Annotated in this window: 23 protein-coding genes; 7 read left to right on the forward strand and 16 right to left on the reverse strand. The window is 71.5% G+C overall.

Going from position 1 to position 23,538, the window contains the following annotated elements; genetic code table 11:
* The first annotated feature begins 301 nt into the window (after positions 1–301).
* Positions 302–1,105, forward strand: a complete 804-nt coding sequence (gene chcB, locus SGFS_RS21800) for a 2-cyclohexenylcarbonyl CoA isomerase (RefSeq protein ID WP_286252615.1) — start codon at positions 302–304, stop codon at positions 1,103–1,105.
* A 119-nt stretch (positions 1,106–1,224) separates the two neighbouring features.
* On the opposite strand, the gene SGFS_RS21805 is transcribed toward chcB, so the two are convergent.
* Positions 1,225–1,812, reverse strand: a complete 588-nt coding sequence (locus SGFS_RS21805) for a DNA-3-methyladenine glycosylase I (protein WP_286252617.1) — start codon at positions 1,810–1,812, stop codon at positions 1,225–1,227.
* The gene (locus tag SGFS_RS21810; protein WP_286252619.1) at positions 1,809–2,159 is read right to left on the reverse strand and encodes a DivIVA domain-containing protein; all 351 of its coding nucleotides are present in this window, start codon (positions 2,157–2,159) and stop codon (positions 1,809–1,811) included. The genes SGFS_RS21805 and SGFS_RS21810 overlap by 4 nt, the downstream gene beginning before the upstream one ends.
* A 119-nt stretch (positions 2,160–2,278) precedes the next feature.
* On the opposite strand from SGFS_RS21810, the gene folP reads away from it, so the two are divergent.
* On the forward strand, positions 2,279–3,139 hold the full coding sequence (gene folP, locus SGFS_RS21815) for a dihydropteroate synthase (RefSeq protein ID WP_286252620.1): 861 nt from the start codon (positions 2,279–2,281) through the stop codon (positions 3,137–3,139).
* Between the two features lie 130 nt (positions 3,140–3,269).
* On the opposite strand, the gene SGFS_RS21820 is transcribed toward folP, so the two are convergent.
* Positions 3,270–4,028, reverse strand: a complete 759-nt coding sequence (locus SGFS_RS21820) for an LOG family protein (protein WP_286252621.1) — start codon at positions 4,026–4,028, stop codon at positions 3,270–3,272.
* A 77-nt stretch (positions 4,029–4,105) separates the two neighbouring features.
* Entirely contained in the window at positions 4,106–5,185 is a 1,080-nt protein-coding gene (gene dapE / locus SGFS_RS21825) for a succinyl-diaminopimelate desuccinylase (RefSeq protein ID WP_286252623.1), read from the reverse strand.
* A gap of 126 nt (positions 5,186–5,311) precedes the next feature.
* Here dapE and SGFS_RS21830 point away from each other — a divergent pair, with 126 nt between their 5' ends.
* Entirely contained in the window at positions 5,312–6,307 is a 996-nt protein-coding gene (locus SGFS_RS21830; RefSeq protein WP_286260005.1) for a heavy metal transporter, read from the forward strand.
* 330 nt (positions 6,308–6,637) lie between these two features.
* Entirely contained in the window at positions 6,638–7,102 is a 465-nt protein-coding gene (locus tag SGFS_RS21835) for an ATP-binding protein (protein WP_286252625.1), read from the forward strand.
* Positions 7,103–7,172: 70 nt separating this feature from the next.
* On the opposite strand, the gene SGFS_RS21840 is transcribed toward SGFS_RS21835, so the two are convergent.
* Entirely contained in the window at positions 7,173–8,267 is a 1,095-nt protein-coding gene (locus tag SGFS_RS21840) for a bifunctional succinyldiaminopimelate transaminase/glutamate-prephenate aminotransferase (RefSeq protein ID WP_286252627.1), read from the reverse strand.
* A 143-nt stretch (positions 8,268–8,410) separates the two neighbouring features.
* Positions 8,411–8,731: a ferredoxin gene (fdxA, locus tag SGFS_RS21845; RefSeq protein WP_007495984.1), complete on the reverse strand. Its 321-nt coding sequence runs from the start codon at positions 8,729–8,731 to the stop codon at positions 8,411–8,413.
* Between the two features lie 140 nt (positions 8,732–8,871).
* On the opposite strand from fdxA, the gene SGFS_RS21850 reads away from it, so the two are divergent.
* Positions 8,872–9,981, forward strand: coding sequence for a GNAT family N-acetyltransferase (locus tag SGFS_RS21850; protein ID WP_286252631.1), 1,110 nt, complete (start codon positions 8,872–8,874; stop codon positions 9,979–9,981).
* Positions 9,978–10,850, forward strand: coding sequence for a transglutaminase-like and tetratricopeptide repeat-containing protein (locus SGFS_RS21855; RefSeq protein ID WP_286252633.1), 873 nt, complete (start codon positions 9,978–9,980; stop codon positions 10,848–10,850). Before SGFS_RS21850 ends, SGFS_RS21855 begins: the two co-directional genes overlap by 4 nt.
* 111 nt (positions 10,851–10,961) lie before the next feature.
* On the opposite strand, the gene SGFS_RS21860 is transcribed toward SGFS_RS21855, so the two are convergent.
* The 8 genes from SGFS_RS21860 to SGFS_RS21895 all read right to left on the reverse strand — a co-directional run bounded on the left by SGFS_RS21860 (position 10,962) and on the right by SGFS_RS21895 (position 18,970).
* Positions 10,962–11,576 carry a response regulator transcription factor gene (locus SGFS_RS21860; RefSeq protein WP_286252634.1) on the reverse strand — a complete coding sequence of 205 codons (615 nt, stop codon included), beginning with the start codon at positions 11,574–11,576 and terminating at the stop codon, positions 10,962–10,964.
* On the reverse strand, positions 11,573–12,748 hold the full coding sequence (locus SGFS_RS21865) for a sensor histidine kinase (protein WP_286252636.1): 1,176 nt from the start codon (positions 12,746–12,748) through the stop codon (positions 11,573–11,575). The genes SGFS_RS21860 and SGFS_RS21865 overlap by 4 nt, the downstream gene beginning before the upstream one ends.
* On the reverse strand, positions 12,745–13,485 hold the full coding sequence (locus tag SGFS_RS21870) for an ABC transporter permease (protein ID WP_286252637.1): 741 nt from the start codon (positions 13,483–13,485) through the stop codon (positions 12,745–12,747). The genes SGFS_RS21865 and SGFS_RS21870 overlap by 4 nt, the downstream gene beginning before the upstream one ends.
* Positions 13,482–14,414 carry an ABC transporter ATP-binding protein gene (locus SGFS_RS21875; RefSeq protein ID WP_286252639.1) on the reverse strand — a complete coding sequence of 311 codons (933 nt, stop codon included), beginning with the start codon at positions 14,412–14,414 and terminating at the stop codon, positions 13,482–13,484. Before SGFS_RS21875 ends, SGFS_RS21870 begins: the two co-directional genes overlap by 4 nt.
* A 337-nt stretch (positions 14,415–14,751) precedes the next feature.
* Complete coding sequence (locus tag SGFS_RS21880) at positions 14,752–16,899, reverse strand: peptidoglycan binding domain-containing protein (RefSeq protein WP_286252641.1); 2,148 nt, start codon at positions 16,897–16,899, stop codon at positions 14,752–14,754.
* A gap of 160 nt (positions 16,900–17,059) precedes the next feature.
* Positions 17,060–17,437 (reverse strand): DUF6113 family protein, encoded by a 378-nt coding sequence (locus SGFS_RS21885; RefSeq protein ID WP_434027773.1) that lies wholly within the window; start codon positions 17,435–17,437, stop codon positions 17,060–17,062.
* A gap of 199 nt (positions 17,438–17,636) precedes the next feature.
* Positions 17,637–18,653, reverse strand: coding sequence for an N-acetyl-1-D-myo-inositol-2-amino-2-deoxy-alpha-D-glucopyranoside deacetylase (gene mshB, locus SGFS_RS21890; RefSeq protein ID WP_286252643.1), 1,017 nt, complete (start codon positions 18,651–18,653; stop codon positions 17,637–17,639).
* A gap of 122 nt (positions 18,654–18,775) precedes the next feature.
* Positions 18,776–18,970, reverse strand: coding sequence for a hypothetical protein (locus SGFS_RS21895; protein ID WP_286252645.1), 195 nt, complete (start codon positions 18,968–18,970; stop codon positions 18,776–18,778).
* Positions 18,971–19,169: 199 nt separating this feature from the next.
* Here SGFS_RS21895 and SGFS_RS21900 point away from each other — a divergent pair, with 199 nt between their 5' ends.
* Positions 19,170–21,305: a S9 family peptidase gene (locus SGFS_RS21900; RefSeq protein WP_286252647.1), complete on the forward strand. Its 2,136-nt coding sequence runs from the start codon at positions 19,170–19,172 to the stop codon at positions 21,303–21,305.
* A 145-nt stretch (positions 21,306–21,450) separates the two neighbouring features.
* On the opposite strand, the gene SGFS_RS21905 is transcribed toward SGFS_RS21900, so the two are convergent.
* Both SGFS_RS21905 and SGFS_RS21910 read right to left on the reverse strand, forming a co-directional pair.
* Positions 21,451–22,554 (reverse strand): ABC transporter ATP-binding protein, encoded by a 1,104-nt coding sequence (locus SGFS_RS21905; protein ID WP_286252649.1) that lies wholly within the window; start codon positions 22,552–22,554, stop codon positions 21,451–21,453.
* Complete coding sequence (locus tag SGFS_RS21910) at positions 22,547–23,530, reverse strand: ABC transporter ATP-binding protein (RefSeq protein ID WP_286252652.1); 984 nt, start codon at positions 23,528–23,530, stop codon at positions 22,547–22,549. The genes SGFS_RS21905 and SGFS_RS21910 overlap by 8 nt, the downstream gene beginning before the upstream one ends.
* Positions 23,531–23,538 lie beyond the last annotated feature (8 nt).

Consider the following 23,538-nt stretch of genomic DNA (forward strand, 5'->3'; position numbering starts at 1 on the left):
ACACGCGACACCGGCATCGAACACATTGCTTCCAGGCCATTATCCCGCATGTCATGACCCGATGACCAACATCAGTCGGCATCGCTTGGGCAACGCGCGCGAGCAAAACCACCCAATTCGGCGATGTGGCTGCGATACTGCGCCACCGCACGGACCTCGACCGCCGCTCGGCCAATAGGGATTCTTTGACGCAGGTCACATGTCCGGCCCGCACCACCGTCGGCGATCTCCGCCATGCTGTGCTGTGACCGAGGGCGTACTGACCAGTACGCCGGAGCCGCGACACCGGAGGGGAACCGCCATGGCCGACACCGTGCTCTACGAGGTGAGCAACGGACTCGCGACGATCACGCTGAACCGCCCCGAGGCGATGAACGCGCTGAACATCGCGACCAAGGTCGCGCTGCGGGAGGCCGTTGAGTCCGCCGCCTCGGACGACGCCGTACGGGCCGTGCTGCTGACCGCCGCCGGGGACCGGGCCTTCTGTGTGGGCCAGGACCTGAAGGAGCACATCGGGCTGCTGATCCAGGACAAGGAGACCGGCTCCCAGCAGACGATGACCACCGTCCGCGAGCACTACAACCCCATCGTGAAGGCCCTGACCGGCATGGCGAAGCCGGTGGTCGCCGGGGTGAACGGGGTCGCGGCCGGCGCGGGCCTCGGCTTCGCGCTCGCGGCGGACTACCGCGTCGTCGCCGACACGGCCGCCTTCAACACGTCCTTCGCCGGGGTCGCGCTCACCGCCGACTCCGGGGTCTCCTGGACCCTGCCCCGGGTGATCGGCCCCGGTCGCGCCGCCGACCTGCTGCTCTTCCCGCGCAGCATCAGCGCGCAGGACGCGTACGAGCTGGGGATCGCGAACCGGGTCGTTCCGTCGGCGGAGCTGGCCGAGGAGGCGGCGAAGGTCGCTCGCGCGCTGGCCGGGGGGCCGACGGTGGCGTACGCGGCGATCAAGGAGGCGGTCGCGTACGGGTTCTCTCACTCGCTGGCCGAGACCCTGGACAAGGAGGACGAGCTGCAGACGCGGGCGGGGTCTTCCGAGGACCATGGGATCGCGGTGCAGGCCTTCGTCAACAAGGAGACACCGAAGTATCTGGGACGCTGATTCGGTTTTCGGAGAGACGGTTTTTTGGGGAGCTGATTCGGTCTGTGGTGAGCTGCGGTTCCGTCGTGGTCGATCGCGCCCACGCGGCGGAGCCGCAGAATGTCACAGCCCCGCGCCTCCTACGGGGCGCTCCTCGCGACGCACGCTTCCAAGTGGTCGTCCACCAAGCCGCACGCCTGCATCAGGGCGTACGCCGTCGTCGGGCCCACGAAGCGGATGCCTCGCTTCTTGAGGGCCTTGGAGAGGGCCGTGGACTCGTCGGTGACCGCCGGGACGTCGGCAAGGGTCCTCGGGACCGGGCGGGTGGCCGGGTCCGGGGCGTGGGACCAGATCAGTTCGTCCAGCTCGCCCTCGGTCCACTCGGCCAGGGCCCGGGCATTGGCCACCGTCGCCTCGATCTTGGCTCTGTTGCGGATGATGCCCGGGTCGGCGAGCAGGCGTTCCTTGTCGGTGTCCGTGAACGTGGCGACCTCGGCGATCCGGAAGCCGGCGAAGGCCTTACGGAAGCCCTCGCGGCGGCGCAGGATCGTGATCCAGGACAGGCCGGACTGGAAGGCCTCCAGGCACAGCCGCTCGTACAGGGCGTCGTCGCCGTGGACCGGGCGGCCCCATTCCTCGTCGTGGTACGCCACGTAGTCCTCGGTGGACAGGGCCCAGGGGCAGCGCAGCGCTCCGTCGGGTCCGGCGAGGGCCGTGCCGTCGCTCACCGGTGGTCACCCTCCTCCGGCTTGCTCAGGGAGATCGCCGTCGACGCGCGGACGCCGGCCAGCGCGGCCTCCAGATGGGCGATGCGGTCGTCCCGCTCGGCGAGCTCGGCGCCGAGGCGGCCGAGGGCGTCGTCCACGTCCGCCATGCGGTAGCCGCGCGCGGTGACCGGGAAGCGGAGCGACTCGATGTCCCCGCGGTGGACCGGGCGGTCGGCGGGCAGCGCGTCCTGGAGCCGCTCCACCGGGGTCTCGGGCAGCACGGCGTTCTCGCCGCCGCCCACCACGTTGAGCGTCACCGCGGCGACGACCACGGCGAGCGCGACGACCAGGAACAAGAACATGAGCATCGCTGGGGTCCCCTCGAGTGTGTCCGGCTCCGATCGTGCCATGCGAGTCTGACAGTTAGGGTCGCAGGCGGCCCCGAAGGGCGGTCGTTCAACGGACTTACCGGGAGAGGTCACAGCGGATGCTCAGGCTGGGCAAGCGGGAATTCGGCACGCACGAGCCGGTGATCATGGCGATCGTGAACCGGACCCCGGACTCCTTCTACGACCAGGGGGCGACCTTCCTGGACGAGCCGGCGCTCGCGCGCGTGGAGCGGGCGGTGGCGGACGGGGCCGCCATCATCGACATCGGTGGTGTGAAGGCCGGGCCCGGCGAGGAAGTGACCGCCGAGGAGGAGGCACGGCGGACGGTCGGTTTCGTCGCGGAGGTGCGGCGGCGGTTTCCCGATGTGATCATCAGCGTCGACACCTGGCGGCACGAGGTCGGGGAGGCCGTGTGCGAGGCCGGGGCGGATCTGCTGAACGACGCGTGGGGCGGGGTCGATCCCCGGCTCGCGGAGGTGGCGGCACGGTATGGGGTCGGGCTGGTGTGCACGCACGCGGGTGGGTCGGAGCCGCGGACCCGGCCGCACCGGGTCACGTACGACGACGTCATGGCCGACATTCTCCGGGTGACCGTCGGGCTGGCCGAGCGGGCCGTGTCGCTGGGGGTGCCTCGGGAGTCGGTGCTGATCGATCCCGGGCACGACTTCGGGAAGAACACGCGGCACAGTCTGGAGGCGACGCGGCGGTTGGGGGAGATGGTGGAGACGGGGTGGCCGGTGCTGGTGTCGCTCTCCAACAAGGACTTCGTGGGGGAGACGTTGGATCGGCCGGTGAAGGAGCGGGTGGTGGGCACGCTGGCCACGACCGCCGTGTCGGCGTGGTTGGGGGCGCAGGTGTACCGGGTGCATGAGGTGGCGGAGACTCGGCAGGTGTTGGACATGGTGGCGTCCATTGCCGGGCATCGGGCTCCGGCGGTGGCCCGGCGGGGGCTGGCGTAGGCCCGCGGCGGAGTAAGGGGGGTTGTCGGGTGCGGGTCGGTGGGGATTTGTAGCGCAGGCTCGGCGCCCTCAGAGGCAACGGCCCGCGGGCCGCCACCCCACACCACCCGCAACCCGGCAGACCCCTGGCTTACCGGCCCGCCTCCTTCGACACCAACGCCACCGCCTCGTCCACGTCGTCCGTGACGTGGAACAGGGTCAGGTCCTTGTCCGAGGCCTTGCCCTGGGCGATGAGGGTGTTGGTGAGCCAGTCGATGAGGCCGCTCCAGTAGGACTCGCCGAAGAGGACGATGGGGAAGCGGGTCACCTTCTGGGTCTGGACGAGGGTGAGGGCTTCGAAGAGTTCGTCCAGGGTGCCCAGGCCGCCGGGCAGGACCACGAAGCCCTGCGCGTACTTGACGAACATCATCTTCCGGACGAAGAAGTAGCGGAAGTTGAGGCCGATGTCGACGTACGGATTGAGACCCTGCTCGAAGGGCAGTTCGATGCCGAGGCCGACGGAGACGCCGCCCGCCTCGGAGGCGCCCTTGTTGGCCGCCTCCATCGCGCCCGGGCCGCCGCCGGTGATCACGGCGAAGCCGGCCTCCACCAGGCCGCGGCCCAGCCGTACACCCGCCTCGTACTCCGGTGAGTCGGCCGGCGTACGCGCCGAGCCGAACACGCTGATCGCGGGCGGGAGTTCGGCCAGCGTGCCGAAGCCCTCGATGAACTCCGACTGGATGCGCAGAACCCGCCAGGGGTCCGTGTGGACCCAGTCGGACGGGCCGCCGGCGTCGAGCAGCCGCTGGTCCGTCGTGCTCGACTGGACCTGGTCGCGCCTGAGCAGCACCGGCCCCAGCCGTTGCTCCTTCGGTGGCTGCTTCTTGCCCTCGGGGTTGCCGGTCGCCATGTCCGCTCCCTCCGTCGTGCTGTTCGTTCACCCAGCCTAGATCCACGCGGGTTACGGACGGGGGACGCGAGCGTGTCCTATTCCGCGAGCCAGGCCCGCAGGCGCTCCTCGCCCGCCAGGATCTTCGCGATCTCCACCCGCTCGTCGCGCCGGTGCGCCAAGTGCGGGTTGCCGGGGCCGTAGTTGACGGCCGGTACGCCGAGCGCGCTGAAGCGGGAGACGTCCGTCCAGCCGTACTTGGGCTGAGGGGTGCCGCCGACCGCCTCGATGAAGGCCGCGGCCGCCGGGTGGGAGAGGCCGGGCAGCGCGCCGGGGCTGTGGTCGTCCACCACGAACTCCTCGACCCCGCAGTCCGCGAACACCTCGTGGACGTGGGCGATGGCCTCCTCCTCCGTACGGTCGGGCGCGTAACGGAAGTTGACGCTCACCACGCACTCGTCGGGGATGACGTTGCCCGCGACACCGCCCGAGATCCGGACCGCGTTGAGGCCCTCGCGGTACTCCAGACCGTCGATCACCGGGTAGCGGGGTTCGTACGAGGCGAGGCGGGCCAGGATCGGGGCGGCCGTGTGGATGGCGTTGGCGCCCATCCAGCCGCGCGCGGAGTGGGCGCGCTCGCCCTTCGTCCGCAGCAGGACCCGCAGGGTGCCCTGGCAGCCGCCCTCGACCTGGCCGTCGGTCGGTTCGAGGAGCACCGCGAAGTCGCCCTCCAGCCATTCGGGATGGGCCTCGGAGACATGCTTCAGGCCGTTCAGGTCCGCGGCGACCTCTTCGTTGTCGTAGAAGATGAAGGTGAGGTCGCGGTTGGGGGCGGGGACCGTTGCCGCGATGCGCAGTTGGAGGGCGACGCCCGACTTCATGTCGCAGGTGCCGCAGCCCCACAGGACGCCGTTCTCGTCGAGACGGGAGGGGACGTTCTCCGCGATGGGGACGGTGTCGATGTGCCCGGCCAGGACCACGCGCTCGGCGTGGCCGAGGTTCGTGCGGGCGACGACGTTGTTGCCGTACCGGTCGACCGTGAGGTGCGGCAGGGCGCGCAGAGCGGTCTCGATCGCGTCCGCGAGGGGCTTCTCGGTGCCGCTCTCGGAGGCGAAGTCGACGAGCTGCGCGGTCAGCCGCGCCGCGTCCTGCGTGAGGTCAATGGGGCTCTCGGTCATGCCGTCGACCCTAACGCGCCAGAGCCGCGGGCCGGCCCGCGAACGGTTCCGGCCACCTCAGGCCCGCTGTCCACAACCCACAGCGGTCTCCCATTACTCTCCAGTACCTTGGAACGCGTGCCAAAGCTGTCGCCCGCCTCCCGCCCTCCCCGTCGCCGTAGCCGTGTCCTGCGTTGCGGGGCTGCCTTCGTCGTCCTGGTCGCGCTCGCGGCCTACCTCACCGTTCAGTACCTGACCGGGGGAAACGGCACGCCGAAGTGCACGGTGGTGTCCGCGGACGACGAGGAGACGTCGTACGAGTTCACGCCGGAGCAGGCGGCCAACGCGGCGACGATCTCGGCGGTCGGCACCTCGCGCGAGCTGCCCGAGCGGGCCGTGGCCATCGCGCTGGCGACCGCGCTCCAGGAGTCCGGGCTGCGCAACATCGGCCACGGCGACCGGGACTCGCTGGGGCTGTTCCAGCAGCGGCCGTCGCAGGGCTGGGGCACCGAGAAGCAGATCCAGGACCCGGTGTACGCGGCGGGTGAGTTCTACGACCACCTCGTCAAGGTGGACGAGTACGAGGAGCTGGCGCTGACCGTCGCCGCCCAGCGGGTGCAGCGCAGCGGCTACCCGGACGCGTACGCCAAGCACGAGCCGGACGCCACGCTGCTCGCCGCCGCGCTGACCGGCCGGGCGGCGGCCACGCTGACCTGCGAGGGGCGCGCGGAGACCGCGACCACCGCCCGGGCGGGCGGCCCGGAGGCGGTGCGCAGCGCGCTCGCTCGGGACTTCGGCCGGGACGCGTTCGAGACGGCCGGGGCAGTGGTGGGCTCGTCGGACGGCACCGCCGCCGGGGCAGGCGAATCGCCCAGCCCAGCCGCTTCCTCCTCCCCCTCCCCCTCCGCTGCCGGGACCATGACCATCCCCGTCGCGGACGGCGCCAAGGACTCCGGCTCCGATGCCCGGCGGCGCGGCTGGGAGCTGGCGCACTGGGCCGTGGCGAACTCCTCCCGGCTCGGTATCGAGCGCGTCGGGTACGCGGGCCGGGAGTGGGTCGCCGGAGGCCGGGCGGGCGAGTGGCGTACGGCGCACGCGGCGAGCGGCTCCGTCGACGCGGTCCGAATCGTCACTGGACAGTAGGCGCCGGGCTCACCCGTGCGGGGTACGTCCGGCGCGGCGGATGGACGGTGCGCGCAGATTTTCGCCCACTCACCCTCGCATCGCGAAAATCCTTGAGAAATGGGGGGCCGTAAGGATTCGGCAGACTTTCGGACCGGGTCCCTTCTAACGGTCTATGTCCGCATTCGACAATGCGACGCATTACCAACTCTTTACGTCGGGTCGCCGCAACCTTCGCGGACTTCGAGCGGTAGTTACTGCGTCCGAGGCCGGAGCGATCAACCACTCCCCGTACACACGGGGTTGGCCCCGGTCGGACACTTCAACGTTCTCTTCCGTCAAAGGAGCACCATGTCCCTCCCCCTGACCCGCCGGATCGCCCGTGCCGCGCTGCTCACCGCAGCGGGAGCGGCCTCCGTGGTCGGTGCGGCCGGCTCCGCGAGCGCGGCGCCCGAACTCCCCGCGACCCCGAACCTCGGCGGTCTGTCCGCCGTGGATGGGGCGAACGCCGGTAACACCGTCGACGGCGCCACGCAGAACGTCACCGGCCTGGCGAGCAACGCCGGCAGCAAGGCGGCCAAGGACACCCTGCCGGCCGTGAGCAAGACCGGTGGGAAGGCCGTCAAGAAGACGACGCCCGTCGCGCAGAAGGCTGCCGGGGACGCCGCCGGCTCCGCCGGCAAGGTCGTGGGTGACGCGACCAAGACCGCGACCAAGACCGCGACCAAGGGCGGGCTGCCGACGGACTCCGTCGGGAAGGGTGGCCTGCCGGGTGCGGGTCAGCTCCCGCTCAAGGGTGGGCTGCCGGTCGGCTGACCTGCCGTCTGTCTGATGGGGCCCGGGGATCTCCCCGGGCCCCTTCTGCTGTACCTGGAGGTCGCAGGGGTCACAGACGCTCTACCGCTGCCCTCACCCGCTCGTCCGTCGCCGTGAACGCCACGCGTACGTGGTTCGCGCCCGCCTCGCCGTAGAAGTCCCCGGGGGCCACCAGAATGCCCAGGGAGGCGAGGTGGGCGACCGTGTCCCAGCAGGACTCGTCCCGCGTGGCCCAGAGGTAGAGGCTGGCCTCGCTGTGTTCGATCCGGAAGCCGTGGGCGAGCAGGGCGTCACGGAGGGACGCGCGGCGGGCGGCGTAGCGGGCGCGCTGTTCCTGGACGTGGTTGTCGTCGCCCAGCGCCGCCACGACCGCCGCCTGGGTCGGGGCCGACGTCATCATGCCGCCGTGCTTGCGGATCTGGAGCAGGGGGTTCAGGACCGCGGGGTCGCCGGCGAGGAAGGCGGCGCGGTAGCCCGCGAGGTTCGAGCGCTTCGAGAGGGAGTGGACGGCCACGATGCCGTCGTACGAGCCGCCGTTCACGTCCGGGTGGAGGACGGAGACCGGGTCGGCCTCCCAGCCGAGTTCGAGGTAGCACTCGTCGGAGAAGATCAGGATCTCGTGTGCGCGGGCCCAGGCCACGATCCGGGTCAGTTCCGCCTTGGACAGGACCTTGCCCGTGGGGTTCGACGGGGAGTTCAGCCAGAGGAGCTTCAGGCCGCTCGGGTCCAGCCGGGTCGGGTCGTCGTAGACCTCGTGGTCCGCGCGGGCGAGGCGGGCGCCGACCTCGTACGTCGGGTAGGCGAGGCGCGGGTACGCGACCCGGTCGCCGGGGCCGAGGCCGAGCTGGGTGGGGAGCCAGGCGACCAGTTCCTTGGAGCCGACGATCGGCAGGACGTGGTGGTGGGTGAGGTCGCGTGCGCCCAGGCGGCGCTCCACCCAGCCCGTGAGCGCGTCCCGCAGCTCCGCCGTGCCCCACACGGTGGGGTAGCCCGGGGAGTCCGCCGCCTCGATCAGCGCTTTCTGGATCAGCTCGGGCACCGGGTCGACCGGCGTGCCGACCGAGAGGTCGACGATGCCGTCGGGATGCGCGGCGGCCGTCTTCTTATACGGCTCCAGCTTGTCCCAGGGGAAGGTGGGAAGGCGGTCGGAGACTGCGGAGGACACGGTTCTGCTCGCTCTCTGGGACGGATACGGCCTCTGGACCGGGTACGGCAAACGCCTCGGTCCCGTACGGCGATCGGGGTGATCAGGCCGTACGGGACCGAGGCGGCACGCGTGCGGGCCGCTGGGGGGCCGCCGACGGGCCTTTACTCGGCCTGCGGCGGCAGTGCGGCGACGAAGGGGTGGTCGCGCTCGATCAGACCGAGCTTGCTGGCACCACCGGGGGAGCCGAGCTCGTCGAAGAACTCGACGTTCGCCTTGTAGTAGTCCTTCCACTCCTCCGGAGTGTCGTCCTCGTAGAAGATCGCCTCGACCGGGCAGACCGGCTCACAGGCGCCACAGTCGACGCATTCGTCCGGGTGGATGTACAAGGACCGCTGGCCCTCGTAGATGCAGTCGACCGGGCACTCCTCGATGCAGGCCTTGTCCTTGACGTCGACACAAGGCTGCGCGATGACGTAGGTCACGCTGTCGTTCCTCCTCGATAGGGCGCTGGCGGGCCGCTTCAGGCCCCGCCGCCTGGCGCGCGGGAGCGCGGCGTCGTCGATGCCCGCACCTAGTATCTCCGTTCTTGGGCATGATCCGAACAGGAGGGGTGGACCGACCTGTGGAAATCTCTGGCGGCGGACGGCTCGTGGTCCGTATCGACCCCGCTGACGTGGGCAAACGTGTCTCCGTGCGGCGTGTTGACCATGACGGCGCCGAGAGGGGGAAATTCACCGACACGGTTGGTGTTCTCACATCATGGGACGACGGTGTGCTGCTGATCACCCGGCGGGACGGCGAGCGGGTGCGCGTCGAGGAGTCGTCGCTGGTGGCGGGGAAGGTCGTGCCCGCGGCTCCGGCGCGCAGACGGGGTCCCGCGGCCTCGTACGAGGAGCTGGCGCGGGTCTCCTCGCGGGGCTGGCAGCCGGTCGAGCGGGAGCTGCTCGGCGCGTGGGAGCTGCGGGCCGCCTCCGGGTTCACCCGGAGGGCGAACTCGGTGCTCCCCCTGGGTGACCCCGGAATGCCCCTGGACGAGGCCCTGACGGCCGTACGAGGCTGGTACGCCGCCCGGGGGCTGCCCGCGTACGCGCAGCTCGCGACCGGTGCCGAGGGCACGCAGGAGCTGCTGTGCGCCGAGTTGGAGGAGCGCGGGTGGGTCCGGGAGGTCACCGCCGAGCTCTGGATCGGCTCGCTGGCGCCGATCGGCGACCGGGAGGCGCCCGGGGTCGCGCTGTCCCGGGCGGCGGACGAGGCGTGGCTCAGCCGGTACCAGCGCAAGGGGGTGAGCGAGGTGGCGCTGAAGGTGCTCGGGAGCGGGCCCTCGGTGTGGTTCGCGACCGTGCCGGGCGCGGCGGGTGAGCCTCCGGTGGCGATCGGTCGGTGTGTGGTGGACGGACGCTGGGCGGGCTTCGCGGCGATAGAGGTCGATCCCGCCCAGCGGCGGAAGGGGCTGGCCACGACGGTGATGGCGGCGCTCGCCCGGCGGGCGCTGGAGGAGGGGGCCTCGGCGGGGTGGCTCCAGGTGGAGGAGGAGAACGTGGGGGCGCGGGGGTTGTACGCGGGGATGGGGTTCTCGGCGCATCACGCTTATCACCACTACCGGGCGCCCGAGGGCGGGGGCACTGTCGGGTCCGGTGCCGGGGAGGGGTCCGGTGCCGGGTCGAGGTCCGGGTCCGGTGCCGGCGTCGAGTCCGGCATCGAGTCCGGCGTCGAGCCTTATCGATCGTCATGAACGGGCATCACCCCGCTATGGCTGCTCCACGTCCTCCGGAGCCCGGGCGGGCCGCCGAGGTCAGGCGGCGGTTCGCCGAGGAGGCTCGGGCCGAGCGGCCCGATCTGGCCACGTTGTGCCTGCTGGTGGGGGCGGCGGGGGACGGGGCGCTGGACGAGGCCGGTATCGACGCCGCCCAGATCGAACTCGACCGGCTCGCGGGTCTGCTGCCGTACCGTCCCGGTGGGCCCCGTGCGTGGGCGCTCGCGCTGGCGGAGCTGCTCGGGGAGCGGTGCGGGTTCCGGGGTACCGCCGGGGACTATCAGCGGCTGGGGTCGTCCCTGCTGCACACGGTGCTGGAGCGGCGGCGTGGGCTGCCGATCCTGCTGTCCGTGGTGTGGATGGAGGTCGCGCGGCGGGCGGGGGCGCCGGTGTACGGGGTCGCGTTGCCGGGGCACTTCGTGGTGGGGTTCGGCCCTCCGGAGGAGCAGGTGCTGGCCGATCCGTTCGACGGGGGGCGGGTGCTGAGCGGGGGCGACGCGGAGACGCTGGTCGTGGGGGCGACGGGGGCTCCGCTGGACCCCGGGATGCTGAGTCCCGCCGATCCGTTGGATGTCGTGCTGCGGATCCTGAACAACGTGCGGGCGTGGGCCGCGGCCCGGCCCGAGCGGTCGGATGTGGCTCTGTGGGCCGTGGAGTTGTCGTTGGCGCTGCCTTCGCGTCCGGCGCGGTTGCGGTACGAGTGGGCGCAGTTGCTTGTGCGGCGGGGGGAGTTTCTGCGGGGCGCGGCCGCGCTGGAGGAGTACGCGGAGGTGGTGGCCTCGGTGGACGAAGCCGCCGCGGAGAGGGTGCGGGGGGAGGCTGCGGGAGCCCGGGCTCTGTTGAACTGAGTTCGCCTGTGCGCCTTGGGGGTTGTGTGCGTGGGTGGGCGGGTGCGGGTTCGTCGTGGCTCGTCGCGCAGTTCCCCGCGCCCCTGGGGCGGCTTCCCCGGACCGGCGCTTCTACAGCCAGCCCTTCTCCCTCGCCGTCCGTACCGCCTCCGTTCTGTTTCTCACCGCCAACTTGTGGATCGCCGTCGACAGGTAGTTGCGGACCGTGCCCTGGGAGAGGTGCAGGGCCTTCGCCAGTTCCGCGTTCGTGGAGCCGTCCGCCGCCGCGCGGAGCACCTCGCGCTCGCGGTCCGTCAGGGGGTTCGCGCCCCCGGCCAGGGCCGCCGCCGCGAGCGTGGGGTCGATGACCCGCTCGCCCGCCAGGACCCGGCGTACGGCGTCGGCCAGTTGTGCGGCGGGGGCGTCCTTGACCAGGAACGCGTCGGCGCCGGCCTCCATGGCGCTGCGGAGGTAGCCGGGGCGGCCGAAGGTGGTGAGGACGACCAGTTTCACCGCCGGGAGGGCACGGTGGACCTCGGCCGCCGCCTCTATGCCGGTCGCGCCCGGCATCTCAATGTCGAGCAGGGCCACGTCCACGTCGTGCGCGCGGGCCGCCGCCAGCACCTCGTCGCCGCGCGCCACCTGGGCCACGACCTCGATGTCGCCCTCCAGGCCGAGCAGGGCGGCCAGGGCCTCGCGGACCATCGACTGGTCCTCGGCCAGCAGGACCTTGATCGTGCGACTCATGCGCCGGATCCTACGTCCGTGCCGGAGGGTGTGGCCGGGGCCCTGGCCGCCAGGCGGAAGCCGTGCCGGGAGGGGCCGGCCTCCAGCGTGCCGCCCACCTTCTCCAGCCGCTCGGTGAGGCCCGTCAGGCCGGTGCCGGCGCCCTCGCCCGAGCCGTTCGCGTCGCCCGTCCCGTCGTCGTCCACGGTGAGTTCGAGCATCGGGCCGTCCAGGGTCTGGCGGCGGACCAGGTCCACCGTGCAGCGCTGGGCGCCGCTGTGCCGTACGACGTTGGTGACGGCCTCCCGCAGGGCCCAGGCGAGGGCGGACTCGCTGTCCTCGGGCACGTCGGTGAGGTCCGGGTCGGCCGTCGGCAGTTCGGCGGTGACGCCGGCCGCCGTCAACGCGGCCCGGGCGCCCGCGAGTTCCGCGCCGAGGCGGGGGCGCCGGTAGCCGGTGACGGCCTCGCGGACGTCGACCAGGGCCTGGCGGCTGACCTGTTCGATGTCGGCGACCTGCTGGGCGGCCTTGTCGGGGTGGTCGGGGAGCATCCGGCCCGCCAGCTCGCTCTTGAGGGTGATCAGGGAGAGCGAGTGGCCGAGGAGGTCGTGCAGGTCCCGGGCGAGGCGCAGGCGTTCCTCGTTCGCCGCCAGCTGGGCCACCGTCGCCCTCGCCTCGCGCAACTCCTTCGCCGTACGGAGGAGTTCACGGACGCCGGTCATGGAGAAACCGCCGAGGAGGGCCGGGAGGAGGAGTGAGGCCAGATAGGCCTCGCCGCCCGGTACGGCGAGGGCGACGGCCGTCAGCAGGGCCGACACCGCCGGGACGGTCAGCCGGGCCATCCGCAGCGGGAGGGCGGCGCCGGACGCGACCGACACGTAGACGAAGAGGACGAGCCACTCGCGGCCGAGGCTGAGGGCGAGGATCGAGGACTGGGCGGCGAGCACGGCGAGCGAGCCGAGCACCATGCCGTTCGTCTCGCCGCGTCCGGCGCGGAAGATCAGCGCGAAGTACCAGGCGACGAAGGCCACCAGGCCGATCCAGCCGAGGGCGCGGACGCCGTCGCTGTGGCCCCCGTGCAGCAGATCGCTGACGGGGGCGCTCAGATAGGCGAGCCAGATGCCGGTCCAGAGGAATTTCATCGCCCGCTGCCTGCGGTTCCGCGGGCGCTGCCCGATACCGACGCCACTCACGCCTTCAGCGTGTCCTTCCGGTAGAGCCAGGCCGCGCCGCCCGCGAACAGGGCGAAGGAGACGGCCAGGATGACGATGTCCTTGGCGTGCGGGGCCTGGCTCTGTTCGATGGCCTGCCCCAGGGCAGCGTATGCGTGGGTGGGCAGCCACTTGGCTATGTCCTGCAGCCACCCGGGGAACGTCGTCGTCGGCATCCACAGGCCGCCGAGCAGCGACAGACCGAAGTAGACGATCATCGTGATCGGGCGGACCGCGTCGCCGGTCGCCAGGTATCCGATGGCGACGCCGAGCGCGGCGAAGACCAGGCTGCCGGCCCAGATCGCGCCGGTCAGGGCGAGCCACTGCCAGGCGTCGAGGCGTACGTCCTTCGCGGCGGCGGCGACCACGAAGACGATCACTATGGACGGCAGGCTGACCACGGCCGCGCTCGCGGTCTTCGCGAAGACGTACCCGCGCCCCGGCAGCGTCGTCAGCCGCAGCTGCCGTACCCAGCCGCTCTCCCGCTCCTTGGCGATGCGCTCGCTGTTGCCCATCAGGACGGCCGTGAGGGCGCCGAAGGAGGCCATGGAGACCATCATGTAGGTCGGGAGGGTCAGGCCGGTGCCGCTGATCTTCTCCGTGGTGCTGGCGCTGCCCGCGATGAGCAGGAACAGCAGCGAGGGGTAGAGCACCGAGAAGAACAGGAACTTGCGGTTGCGCAGGGCGCGGGTCAGTTCCAGCTTGATCAGGTCGTTCATGAGGTGCGCGCCTCCTCGGCTGCGGTGATCGCGACGAACGCCTGCTCCAGGCCGAGCCCGGCGACTTCCAGGTTGCGGGGGTAGACGCCGAGGCCGTAGAGGGCGTGGACGGTCGCGTCGGCGTCGGAGGACTGGAGGCGGACCGTACGGCCGGATACGTCGAAGGTGGTGAGGAAGGGGAGGGCGCGCAGGGGGGCCTCGTCGATGGGGCCCTCGGGCAGGTCGAAGGAGATCCTGCGGGCGCCCGCCTTGGCCTTGATCTCGGCGGCCGTGCCGTCGGCCAGCAGCCGGCCCCGGTGCAGGACGAGCACGCGGTCGGCGATGGCGTCGGCCTCCTCCAGGTAGTGCGTGGCGAACAGGACCGTGCGGCCCTGGTCGGCCTGCTCGCGCATGGTGGCCCAGAAGGCCTGCCGGGCGGAGACGTCCATGCCGGTGGTGGGCTCGTCCAGGACGATCAGGTCACTGTCGCCGGCGGTCGCGAGCGCGAACCGGACGCGCTGGGCCTGGCCGCCGGAGAGCCTGCCGATCTTGCGGTCGGCGATCTGGGTGATACCGGCGCGGGCGAGCACCTCGGAGACGGGGTACGGCCTCGGGTGCAGGGCGCAGGCCAGCTTGAACAGCTCGGCGACCGTCACCTCCTCCATCAGCCCGCCGCTCTGCAGCATGGCGCCCACGCGTCCGGCGACGATCGCCTCGCGCGGGCCGGTGCCGAAGACGCGGACCGTGCCGCTGTCGGCGTGCTTGAGGCCGAGGAGGAGGTCGAGGGTGGTGGACTTGCCGGCGCCGTTGGGGCCGAGCAGGGCCACGGTCTCGCCGGGGTGCAGGGTGAGCGTCAGCCCGTCCACGGCCCGGACGTCGCCGTACTCCTTGGTCACCTGGTCGAACCCCACCACCTCTGGGGCGGCGGTCCTCGTCGTTGTCGTCGTCATGTGGACCATCGTGGCCGGGACGGGGGTGGGGGCGGCAGTGTCGGCGGTCCTGAGGCGGGGATGACAGAAGTCATACCGCCGGCCGTGACATATACGCCGAGGGGGCACCCGGCGTGTGCCGGGTGCCCCCTGGACGAAGCGATCGAAGCGATCGGATCCGCTAGGGCGTGTTTCGAAAGTCCCGTCTGCCCCGCGACGCCTGGCACGGCACCTCGCCGCGTTGTCGGGGTCGTCCGCGTACACCCAGTACGCGGACGACCCTCCGCCTTGCGACGCACCGCACCAGACGCCGCGGGCCCCGCCCTCCGGGCGGACGACGCCACTTTCGAAACACGCCCTAGTTCGGGTTCGTCTCGATGACGGCCGTGCGGTCCGTCTTGTTCTTCAGGGCCAGGCGGAGGGCGCCGTAGACGTCCTCGACCGTGACGGCCGTCTTCTTGCCGTTGGCGCGGGTGATGAGGACGTCGTCGAAGGTGCCGCCGTAGAGCTCCTTGAGGGCCTTCTCGTCGTAGGAGTCGACGAGCTTGCCGTCGACCGCCTTGACCTTGAGGAACTTCCACAGGGAGTTCTGCGGGCTCATGGTGAGGGGGACGGTCTGCGCCGGGTTCGTCTGCAGGATGACGTTGGCCGACATCGCCGGCTCCGCGAAGTCCTTCATGAACCGGTCGACCTCGGCCTTGGAGACCGACGGCTCCTTGGCGCTGGTCGGGAGCTTCACGGGGGTGACCGTGCCGGTCTCGACCTGGGTGCGGTACGCCTCCTCGACGGCGTCCGTGGACGCGTCGACGTCGATGCCCTTGCCCGCCTTGCCGTAGACGGCGACGGCCTTGCCCGCCTCGAACTTGACCGTGCCGTCGCTCGCCGAGCCTGAGCTGCCCGCGGCGCGCTGCAGGGCGGCCTCCAGCTTCTCCTCGTCGACGGGCATGACGGGCTCGACGACCCGCTTCTGGCCGAAGAGCGAGCCGATCACCGAGATCGGGTTGTAGTCGCTGACGGCGGCGTTGCTGACCGTGGTCTGCTTGTCGAACTGGAGTCCGGCCTGGTCGGGCTTGAGGGAGACCGTCTGGCCGTCGACGTCGAGCTTGAGCGCCTTGTTCGTCCAGTCGCCGAAGGCCTCGTCGAGCTTGTTGACGGCCTCGTCGCGGGTGCCGCCGCCGATGTCGACGCCGAGGACGGTGGTGCCCTTGGGGACGTCGGAGTGGTTCATCAGCAGACCGGCGCCGTAGACACCGCCGCCGAGGACGACCACGCCGCCGACGAGCAGGCCGAGCTTGCTGCGACCCTTCTTCTTCGCCGGTTTCGCGGCTTTCGCGGGCTTGCCCGCCTTCCCGGATCCGGACTTCTGCTGCGGGCCGGGGTCCGGCAGCTTCGGCGGGGTGTGCTGGGTCGCCCCGTCGGCGCCGCCCGGCCCGAACGGCGAGCCCTGCATGCCGGGCGGGACCACGGGGATGCCGCTGGTCAGGGTGTGCCCGGAGGGGTTGTCCACGAGCGGACCGGGGGTGCCGTAGCCCGGGGCGCCCGGCTCGGGGGCGTGCCGCTGCGGGGTGAGGACCGCGGTGTCGTCGCTGATACCGCCGCCGGGGCGGGCGTAGTCGGCGCCCGGCGCGGAGAAGTCGGCACCGGGGCCGCCGAAGGGGCTTCCGGGGCCCGCGGGGCCGCCGCCGGGGCGTCCGGGGACGGGCGGGGGCCCGAGGGGGCTGTCGCCGGTGACGGGGCCGCCGGTGGGGCCCTGCGGCTGCGGTCCCTCGGAGAAGTACGGCAGGTCGTCGCGCTCGGGCTTCGCGGCGGCCAGCGCGGCCGACACGTCGAAGGAGCCCGTGCCGCCGCCGTGGCCGGGAGCGACCGGTCCGGCGCCGGTGGCACCGGGGAGCCCGGCGCCGTTCGTACCGCCGCCGCTGCCGCCCGGGCGGGGCCCGCCCGTGGCGCCGGGGCGCGGGCCGCCGGGGGCGCCGCCCAGCGGGCCTGCGCCGTTCGAGCCGCCGGGGCGAGGGCCCTGGCCGGGGCCGCCCGGCGCGCCCGCGCCGGGGCCGCCCGCGGAGAACCCGGCGCCGTTGCTCGCGCCGCCGCCCGGGGCGCCCTTGGGGGCGGAGCCCTTGCGCGGCGCGAACCAGTCGCTCGTGGGCTTGTCGTCGGCCGCCGCCGCCTGCGGCTCGGGGGCCGGGACGTCCGTCAGCACGGGCATCGCCGTGGTGCCGGTCGTCTCCGACTCGGACCCGGCGTCGCCGGACGCGCCCTCGGCGTCGCCGACCGGCTTGCGGACGACGACCGGCGGGATGGGCCGGGACCCGGGGATGTTGATCCGGACCCGTGTCGTCAGGGTCGTCTCGGTCTTGGGTCCGTCCGGCCGCTCGCCCGCGGCCGACCCGGCCGCGTCGGCGCCCGCGCCGGTGGCCATGGGCGTGCCGTACGGCGGTGTCCCCGACGGGTACGCGGTGCTGCCGCGCCCATTGGCCCCGGAGGACGAAGTGTCAGTTTCACGACTCAAGGCAGGTTCTCCCGGTTTGCTCCGCCGCCCGTCACGACCTCAACTCAGCGGGCAGCTCGGCGGCGCGCACCACCATACTGGCCACTTCCGACGCGTATCCCACGACCGCGTGGGAAACCCACACGCGACCCGCACCTCGCCACTGCGGCGAAGTGGTACGTCACTTGCCAAGTCGGGCGTCGGGCACGGTCGGTTGCCGCACCTGCCCAAGGGTGGCGCACATCACAGCCACAGCCATGCCACCGAGCAGGAAGAGGTACGAGCCGACTCCCGCGCCGAACATGAAGTCGCCCTCCGGCCGCGTGGAGGTCAGCAGGATGACGGAGACCATCCAGCCGGCGGCCGGCGCAACGGCCCCCGCTCTGCCGCCGGTCGCCCGGGACCCACCCAGGAACAGTCCGGCCGCGGCCAGCAGCGACAGCAGCAAACCGCCCGGGAACCAGGCGGCTTGGAGCAGTCCCCCGGCCACCCCGACCACCGCCCCGAGCAGGAAGAGCCCCAGGTAGGCGGCGCTCCGCCCGATGGGGGGCAGCGTCAACGGCTGTGCGAGCGCGCTGCCTTGCCCGCCCGCCGAACGTCCCGAGGGCGCGCCCGCCGGCCGGCCCGGGGGCCTGTTCGCGGAACCGCCCTTCGCCCCGCCCGCCGGCGTCATCGCCGGACCGCCTCTCGGCCGTCGCGCTCGGGCACGCGGCCGCCGCCCGTGGGCGCCACTCGTTCGTCATACACACTCGTACGCATCACAGGCCCGTTCCGTTCTGAGCGCCCTCGAAAGAAGTGCCGGAATTTTCCTCGGAGGTGCCGCGAAGTCCCTCGGACGTGCCGGGAAGATCCTCGGACGAGCCGGGAATCCCCTCGGACGTGCCGGGGATCCCGTCGAACAAGTCGCTCTCCCGGCCGCCCCCTTCGCGCCGGCCGCGCACCAACTCGTAGCACTCGTCGACGAGGAGGGGCTGGGCCAGCTCGTTGGAGAGGGCGAAGTAGGGCTCGTGGACCTCGATCTGGGTGGCGTGCGCCCGCATCGCGGCGGCCTTCGCGGAAGCGAAGCCGGAGCCGTCGATCTCGGTGGTGATCACATGGTCGTCGACCACTCCGGGGACCTCGGTGATGGACGCGGCCCGCCCGAAGGGGAGCTTTCCGGGCTCGGCGAGGTCGCGGCGCAGCCGGGCGAAGCCCTCCAGGGCGGCGCCCCGGGGCACACGGTTCCAGTAGACCTTGGCGATCTCCCAGGGTTCGCCCAGGTCGGGGCGGAAGTCCGGGTCCGGGCTCAGGTCGGCGGCGCGCATGGCGACGCGGTGGGCCTGGATATGGTCGGGGTGGCCGTAGCCGCCGTTGGGGTCGTAGGTGACCAGGACCTGGGGGCGCACCTCGCGGATGATCTCGACCAGGAGGGCGGCGGCCTCGTCGACGTCGGCGGACCAGAAGGCGCCGGGGCGCTCGTTCTGCTCGACGCCCATCATTCCGGAGTCGCGGAAGCGGCCGGGGCCGCCGAGAAAGCGGTGGTCGGTGACGCCGAGTTCCTTCATCGCCTCGGCCAGCTCGCCCACGCGGTGCGGGCCCAGAGTGTCGTCGCGGTCGGGCGCCATGTGCGCGAGACGGGGCGGGATGACCTCGCCCTCCTCGCCGAGGGTGCAGGTCACCAGCGTCACCCGGGCGCCCTCGGCCGCGTACCTGGCCATGGTCGCGCCGTTGTTGATCGACTCATCGTCCGGGTGGGCGTGGACGAGGAGCAGTCGGCGGGCGGGCAGATCCGTCATGGGATCCACCCTACGAGGCCACGGCTCCGCGCCCACGCCGGGCGTGGTCATTCACAGGAACGGCCACAACGCGCGAATGAGGATAAAAGGTACAGGTCAGAAAGGTGGGATCAGGAGGCGGCTCAGAACTTGATGCTGCCGATCATGCCCGCGATGTTGGACGTCAGCTCGCTGATCGTCGGCGCGATCGTGGAGGAGGCGAGATAGAAACCGAGCAGGATGCAGATGATCGCGTGTGGTGCCTTCAACCCTGACTTCTTGATCAGGATGACGACGATGATCGCCAGCAGCACCACCGCCGAAATCGAGAGTGCCACGGCGGCTCACCTCCAAAAGTTCCCTGGGACCTGGGGAGCGAAGCAGTTGTCAATGTCTTACATGGGTGACGCAGTTGTAAATCCATACAGCGGCCAGCAGGTTCATACCCACTCAGCGGTAGTGATCATAACTATCCATACGCGCGCATCGATCGGCGCACAGCCGCACAAGGGGGCGCATGGCCAATATGGTCAGGGCATGACGACCGAGCCCGAGACCTTCCCCCGCCGACACGCCCGGACACAGCGTTTCTCCCTCGGCGCGCCGCGCGCGTTCAGCGTCGCCCCCGATGGTTCCCGAGTGGTGTTCCTGCGGTCCTCGTCCGGCACCGACAGGGCCAACAAACTGTGGGTGCTGGACGTGGGAGACGGCGAGGAGCGGCTCGCCGCCGATCCGTTCACGCTGCTGTCCGGGGCCTCGGAGGAACTGTCCGCCGAGGAGCGTGCGCGGCGTGAGCGCAGCCGTGAGGGCGGTGCCGGAATCGTCGGCTATGCCACCGACTCGGCGGTGGAGTTGGCGGCTTTCGCCTTGTCAGGGCGGCTTTTCGTGGCCGAGCTGCAGGCCGGCACCGCACGTGAACTCGCCGTCCCCGGGCCGGTGATCGACCCGCGCCCCTCCCCCGACGGCCGGTATGTCGCGTACGTCGCCCAGGGCGCCCTGCGGGTGGTCGAGGCCGAGGGCGGGGGCGACCGGGCGCTCGCGGAGAGCGGCCCCGGGGAGGCGTCGGAGAACGTCACGCACGGGCTCGCCGAGTTCATCGCGGCCGAGGAGATGGGGCGTTCGCGCGGCTACTGGTGGTCGCCCGACTCGGACGGGCTGCTGGTGGCGCGCGTGGACGACACGCCGGTGCGCCGCTGGTGGATCTCGGACCCCGCAGAGCCGGAAAACGCTCCGCAGCGGGTCGCGTATCCGGCGGCCGGAACGGCCAACGCGGACGTGCGGCTGTTCCTCACGGACCTCGACGGGGTGCGCACGGAGGTCGTCTGGGACCGGGCCCGCTACCCGTATCTGGCACATGTGCACTGGTCAGGGGCGGGTGCGCCGCTGCTTCTGGTGCAGGCGCGAGATCAGCGCAGCCAGCTGTACCTGGCCGTGGACCCGGCGACCGGGGCGACCCGGATGGTGCACGCCGACGAAGATCCACATTGGCTTGATCTTTTCCCCGGGGTGCCCGGTTGGAGTCCTTCGGGGCAGCTCGTGCGTGTCGCGGACGAGGGCGGCGCGCGGGTGCTGGCGGTGGGCGAACGCCCGCTGACGGGACCGCAGTTGCATGTCCGCGCGGTGCTCGACATCGCCGCCGACGATGTGCTGATCTCGGCTTCCGCGGGCGAGCGGGCTGCCGAGCCGGAGATCGGCGAGGTGCATGTGTACCGCGTGAACGAGCTGGGCGTGGAACGCGTGTCGCAGGAACCCGGCGTGCACTCGGCGGTGCGAGCCGGGGGCGTGACGGTACTCGTCTCAGCCGTGCCCGACAAGGCGGGCAGCCAGGTGCGGGTGCTACAGGACGGCAAACGCGTGACGACCGTGGCGTCTTACGCGGAAGATCCCGGTTTCTCCCCGCGCGTGCGGTTCACACAGGGGGGCGCACGCCGCGTACCGTGCGCCCTGCTTATGCCTGCGGACTACGACGGCGACACTCCCCTGCCGGTCCTTCTCGACCCCTACGGCGGTCCGCACGGCCCCCGGGTGCTGGCGGCGCACAACGCGCACCTCACGTCGCAGTGGTTCGCCGACCAGGGCTTCGCGGTGGTGGTCGCCGACGGGCGCGGCACCCCCGGCCGCTCCCCCGCCTGGGAGAAGGCGATCGACGGAGACCTCACGGTGTCGCTGGACGACCAGGTGGACGCCCTGCACGACCTCGCGAAGTCCTTCCCGCTGGACCTGACCAGGGTGGCGATCCGCGGCTGGTCGTACGGCGGCTGGCTGGCCGGGCTCGCCGTACTGCGCCGCCCGGACGTCTTCCACGCGGGCATCGCGGGCGCCCCCGTCACCGACTGGCGGCTGTACGACACGCACTACACGGAGCGGTATCTGGGCGACCCGACCGTGTCCCCGGCGGAGTACGCGAAGAGTTCGCTGATCACGGACGACGGCCTGTCCGACCCCGCCGAGCCGCACCGCCCGCTGCTGATCGTGCACGGCACCGCCGACGACAACGTGGTCTTCGCGCACGCCCTGCGGCTGTCCTCCGCCTTGCTCGCGGCCGGCCGACCGCATGAGGTGCTCCCGCTCTCCGGGGTCACGCACATGACCCCGCAGGAACAGGTCGCGGAGAACCTGCTGCTGCTCCAGGTGGACTTCCTGCGGCGTTCGCTGGGGCTGGGCCAGGCGTAAAAAACGGGCCGGGGCGACATGGCGCGCCCCGGCCCGTTTACGGCACCCGCACGGCCGTACGCGTTTTAGATTCGCGCGTCCGTATATCGGAATGACGTCAGCCAAGTTGCCTGCGTGTTAACACGGTTGGTGGTCATTTGTACGGCTATTCCACCCCATCCGCATGATCGTCCAAGGAATCCTCCGTGGGCTCCTCGGGCGGAACCACCTGCTTCTCCTCCGCGAAATGGCAGGCCGAGTCATGCGCGGCGGGCCCGGTGGCCAGCCGGAACTCCGCGGGCACCGCCAGCATCGGCACCTCAAGGGCGCATCTCTCCTGGGCTTTCCAGCAGCGGGTACGGAAGCGGCAGCCGGAGGGGATGTTCGTCGGGGAGGGCACATCGCCGGACAGGATGATCCGCTCGCGGTGCACCCGCGCCTCCGGGTCGGGGACCGGGACGGCGGACAGCAGCGCCTGGGTGTAGGGGTGCGTCGGGTGGTCGTAGATCTCGGCGTCGCGGCCGATCTCCACGATCCGGCCGAGGTACATCACCCCGACCCGGTCGGAGATGTGCCGCACGATCGACAGGTCGTGTGCGATGAAGACGTACGAGAGTCCGAACTCGCCCTGGAGCTGGTCCATCAGGTTGATGACCTGGGCCTGGACGGAGACGTCGAGGGCGGAGACCGGTTCGTCGGCGACGATGATCTCGGGGCGGAGCGCCAGCCCGCGGGCGATGCCGATGCGCTGGCGCTGACCGCCGGAGAACTGGTGCGGGTAGCGGTTGATGTACTCCGGGTTGAGGCCGACGACGTCCAGGAGGTCCTGGACCTTGCGCCGCCGGTCGCCCTTCGGGGCCACCTCGGGGTGGATCTCGAAGGGCTCCCCGATGATGTCGCCCACGGTCATCCGGGGGTTGAGCGAGGTGTAGGGGTCCTGGAACACCATCTGGATGTTCCGGCGGACGGCCTTCAGGGCGCGCCCCGACAGTCTGGTGATGTCCTCGCCCTTGTACAGGATCGCCCCGTCGGTCGGCCGTTCCAGGTTGACCAGCATCTTCGCGACCGTCGACTTGCCGCAACCGGACTCGCCGACGATGCCGAGGGTCTCGCCCGCGCCGAGGGAGAAGTCGACGCCGTCGACGGCCTTGACCGCGCCGATCTGCTTCTTGAAGACGATGCCCTGGGTGAGCGGGTAGTGCTTGTACAGGCCGCGGACTTCCAGAATCGGTTCCACCACGGTCGGTGCGGCCACGGTCGGTTCAGCCATGGAGGCACTCCCTCCAGAAGTGGCAGGCGCTCCCGCGTTCCCCGTCCGACGGGGTGATCTCGTACAGCGGCGGTTCGTCGGTGCGGCACACGTCCTGGGCCATCGGGCAGCGCGGGTTGAAGGCGCAGCCGGGCGGAATGTGCATCAGGTTGGGCGGCAGACCCTTGATGGCGTAGAGCTCCTGGCCCTTCTGGTCCAGGCGCGGGATCGATTCGAGCAGGCCTCGGGTGTACGGGTGGGCGGGCGCCTTGTAGATGTCGTGGACCGGGGCGGACTCCACGATGCGGCCCGCGTACATCACGGCGATGCGGTCGGCGACGTCGGCGACCACGCCGAGGTCGTGCGTGATGAGGATGAGGCCCATGCCGAGCTCACGCTGCAGCTCGGCGAGGAGGTCCATGACCTGGGCCTGGACGGTGACGTCCAGCGCCGTCGTCGGTTCGTCGGCGATGATCAGGGAGGGCTCCAGGGCCAGCGCCATGGCGATCATGATGCGTTGGCGCATACCGCCGGAGAACTGGTGCGGATAGTCCCGGACGCGCTGCTTGGCCGCCGGGATGCGGACCCGGTCCATCAGCTCTACGGCCTTGGCGCGGGCGTCCTTCTTGGACAGGCCCCGGTGCACGACGAACATCTCGCCGAGCTGGTCGCCGACGGAGAGGACCGGATTCAGGGACGACAGCGCGTCCTGGAAGATCATCGCCATCTCGGAGCCCCGGATCTTCCTGCGCTCGTCCTCCTTGAGCTTCAGCAGGTCCTGGCCCTGGAAGAAGATCTCGCCACCGGTGATCCGCCCGGGCGGGATGTCGAGGATGCCCATGATCGCCTGCGCGGTGACCGACTTGCCGGAGCCGGACTCGCCGAGCACGGCGAGCGTCTCGCCCTCGTCCACGGCGTAGGTGACACCGTTGACGGCCCGGGCGACCCCGTCCCGGGTCCTGAACTCCACCTGGAGGTCGCGCACTTCGAGCAGCATGGCGACGG

Source organism: Streptomyces graminofaciens, assembly GCF_030294945.1.
Taxonomy (GTDB): Bacteria; Actinomycetota; Actinomycetes; order Streptomycetales; family Streptomycetaceae; genus Streptomyces; species Streptomyces graminofaciens.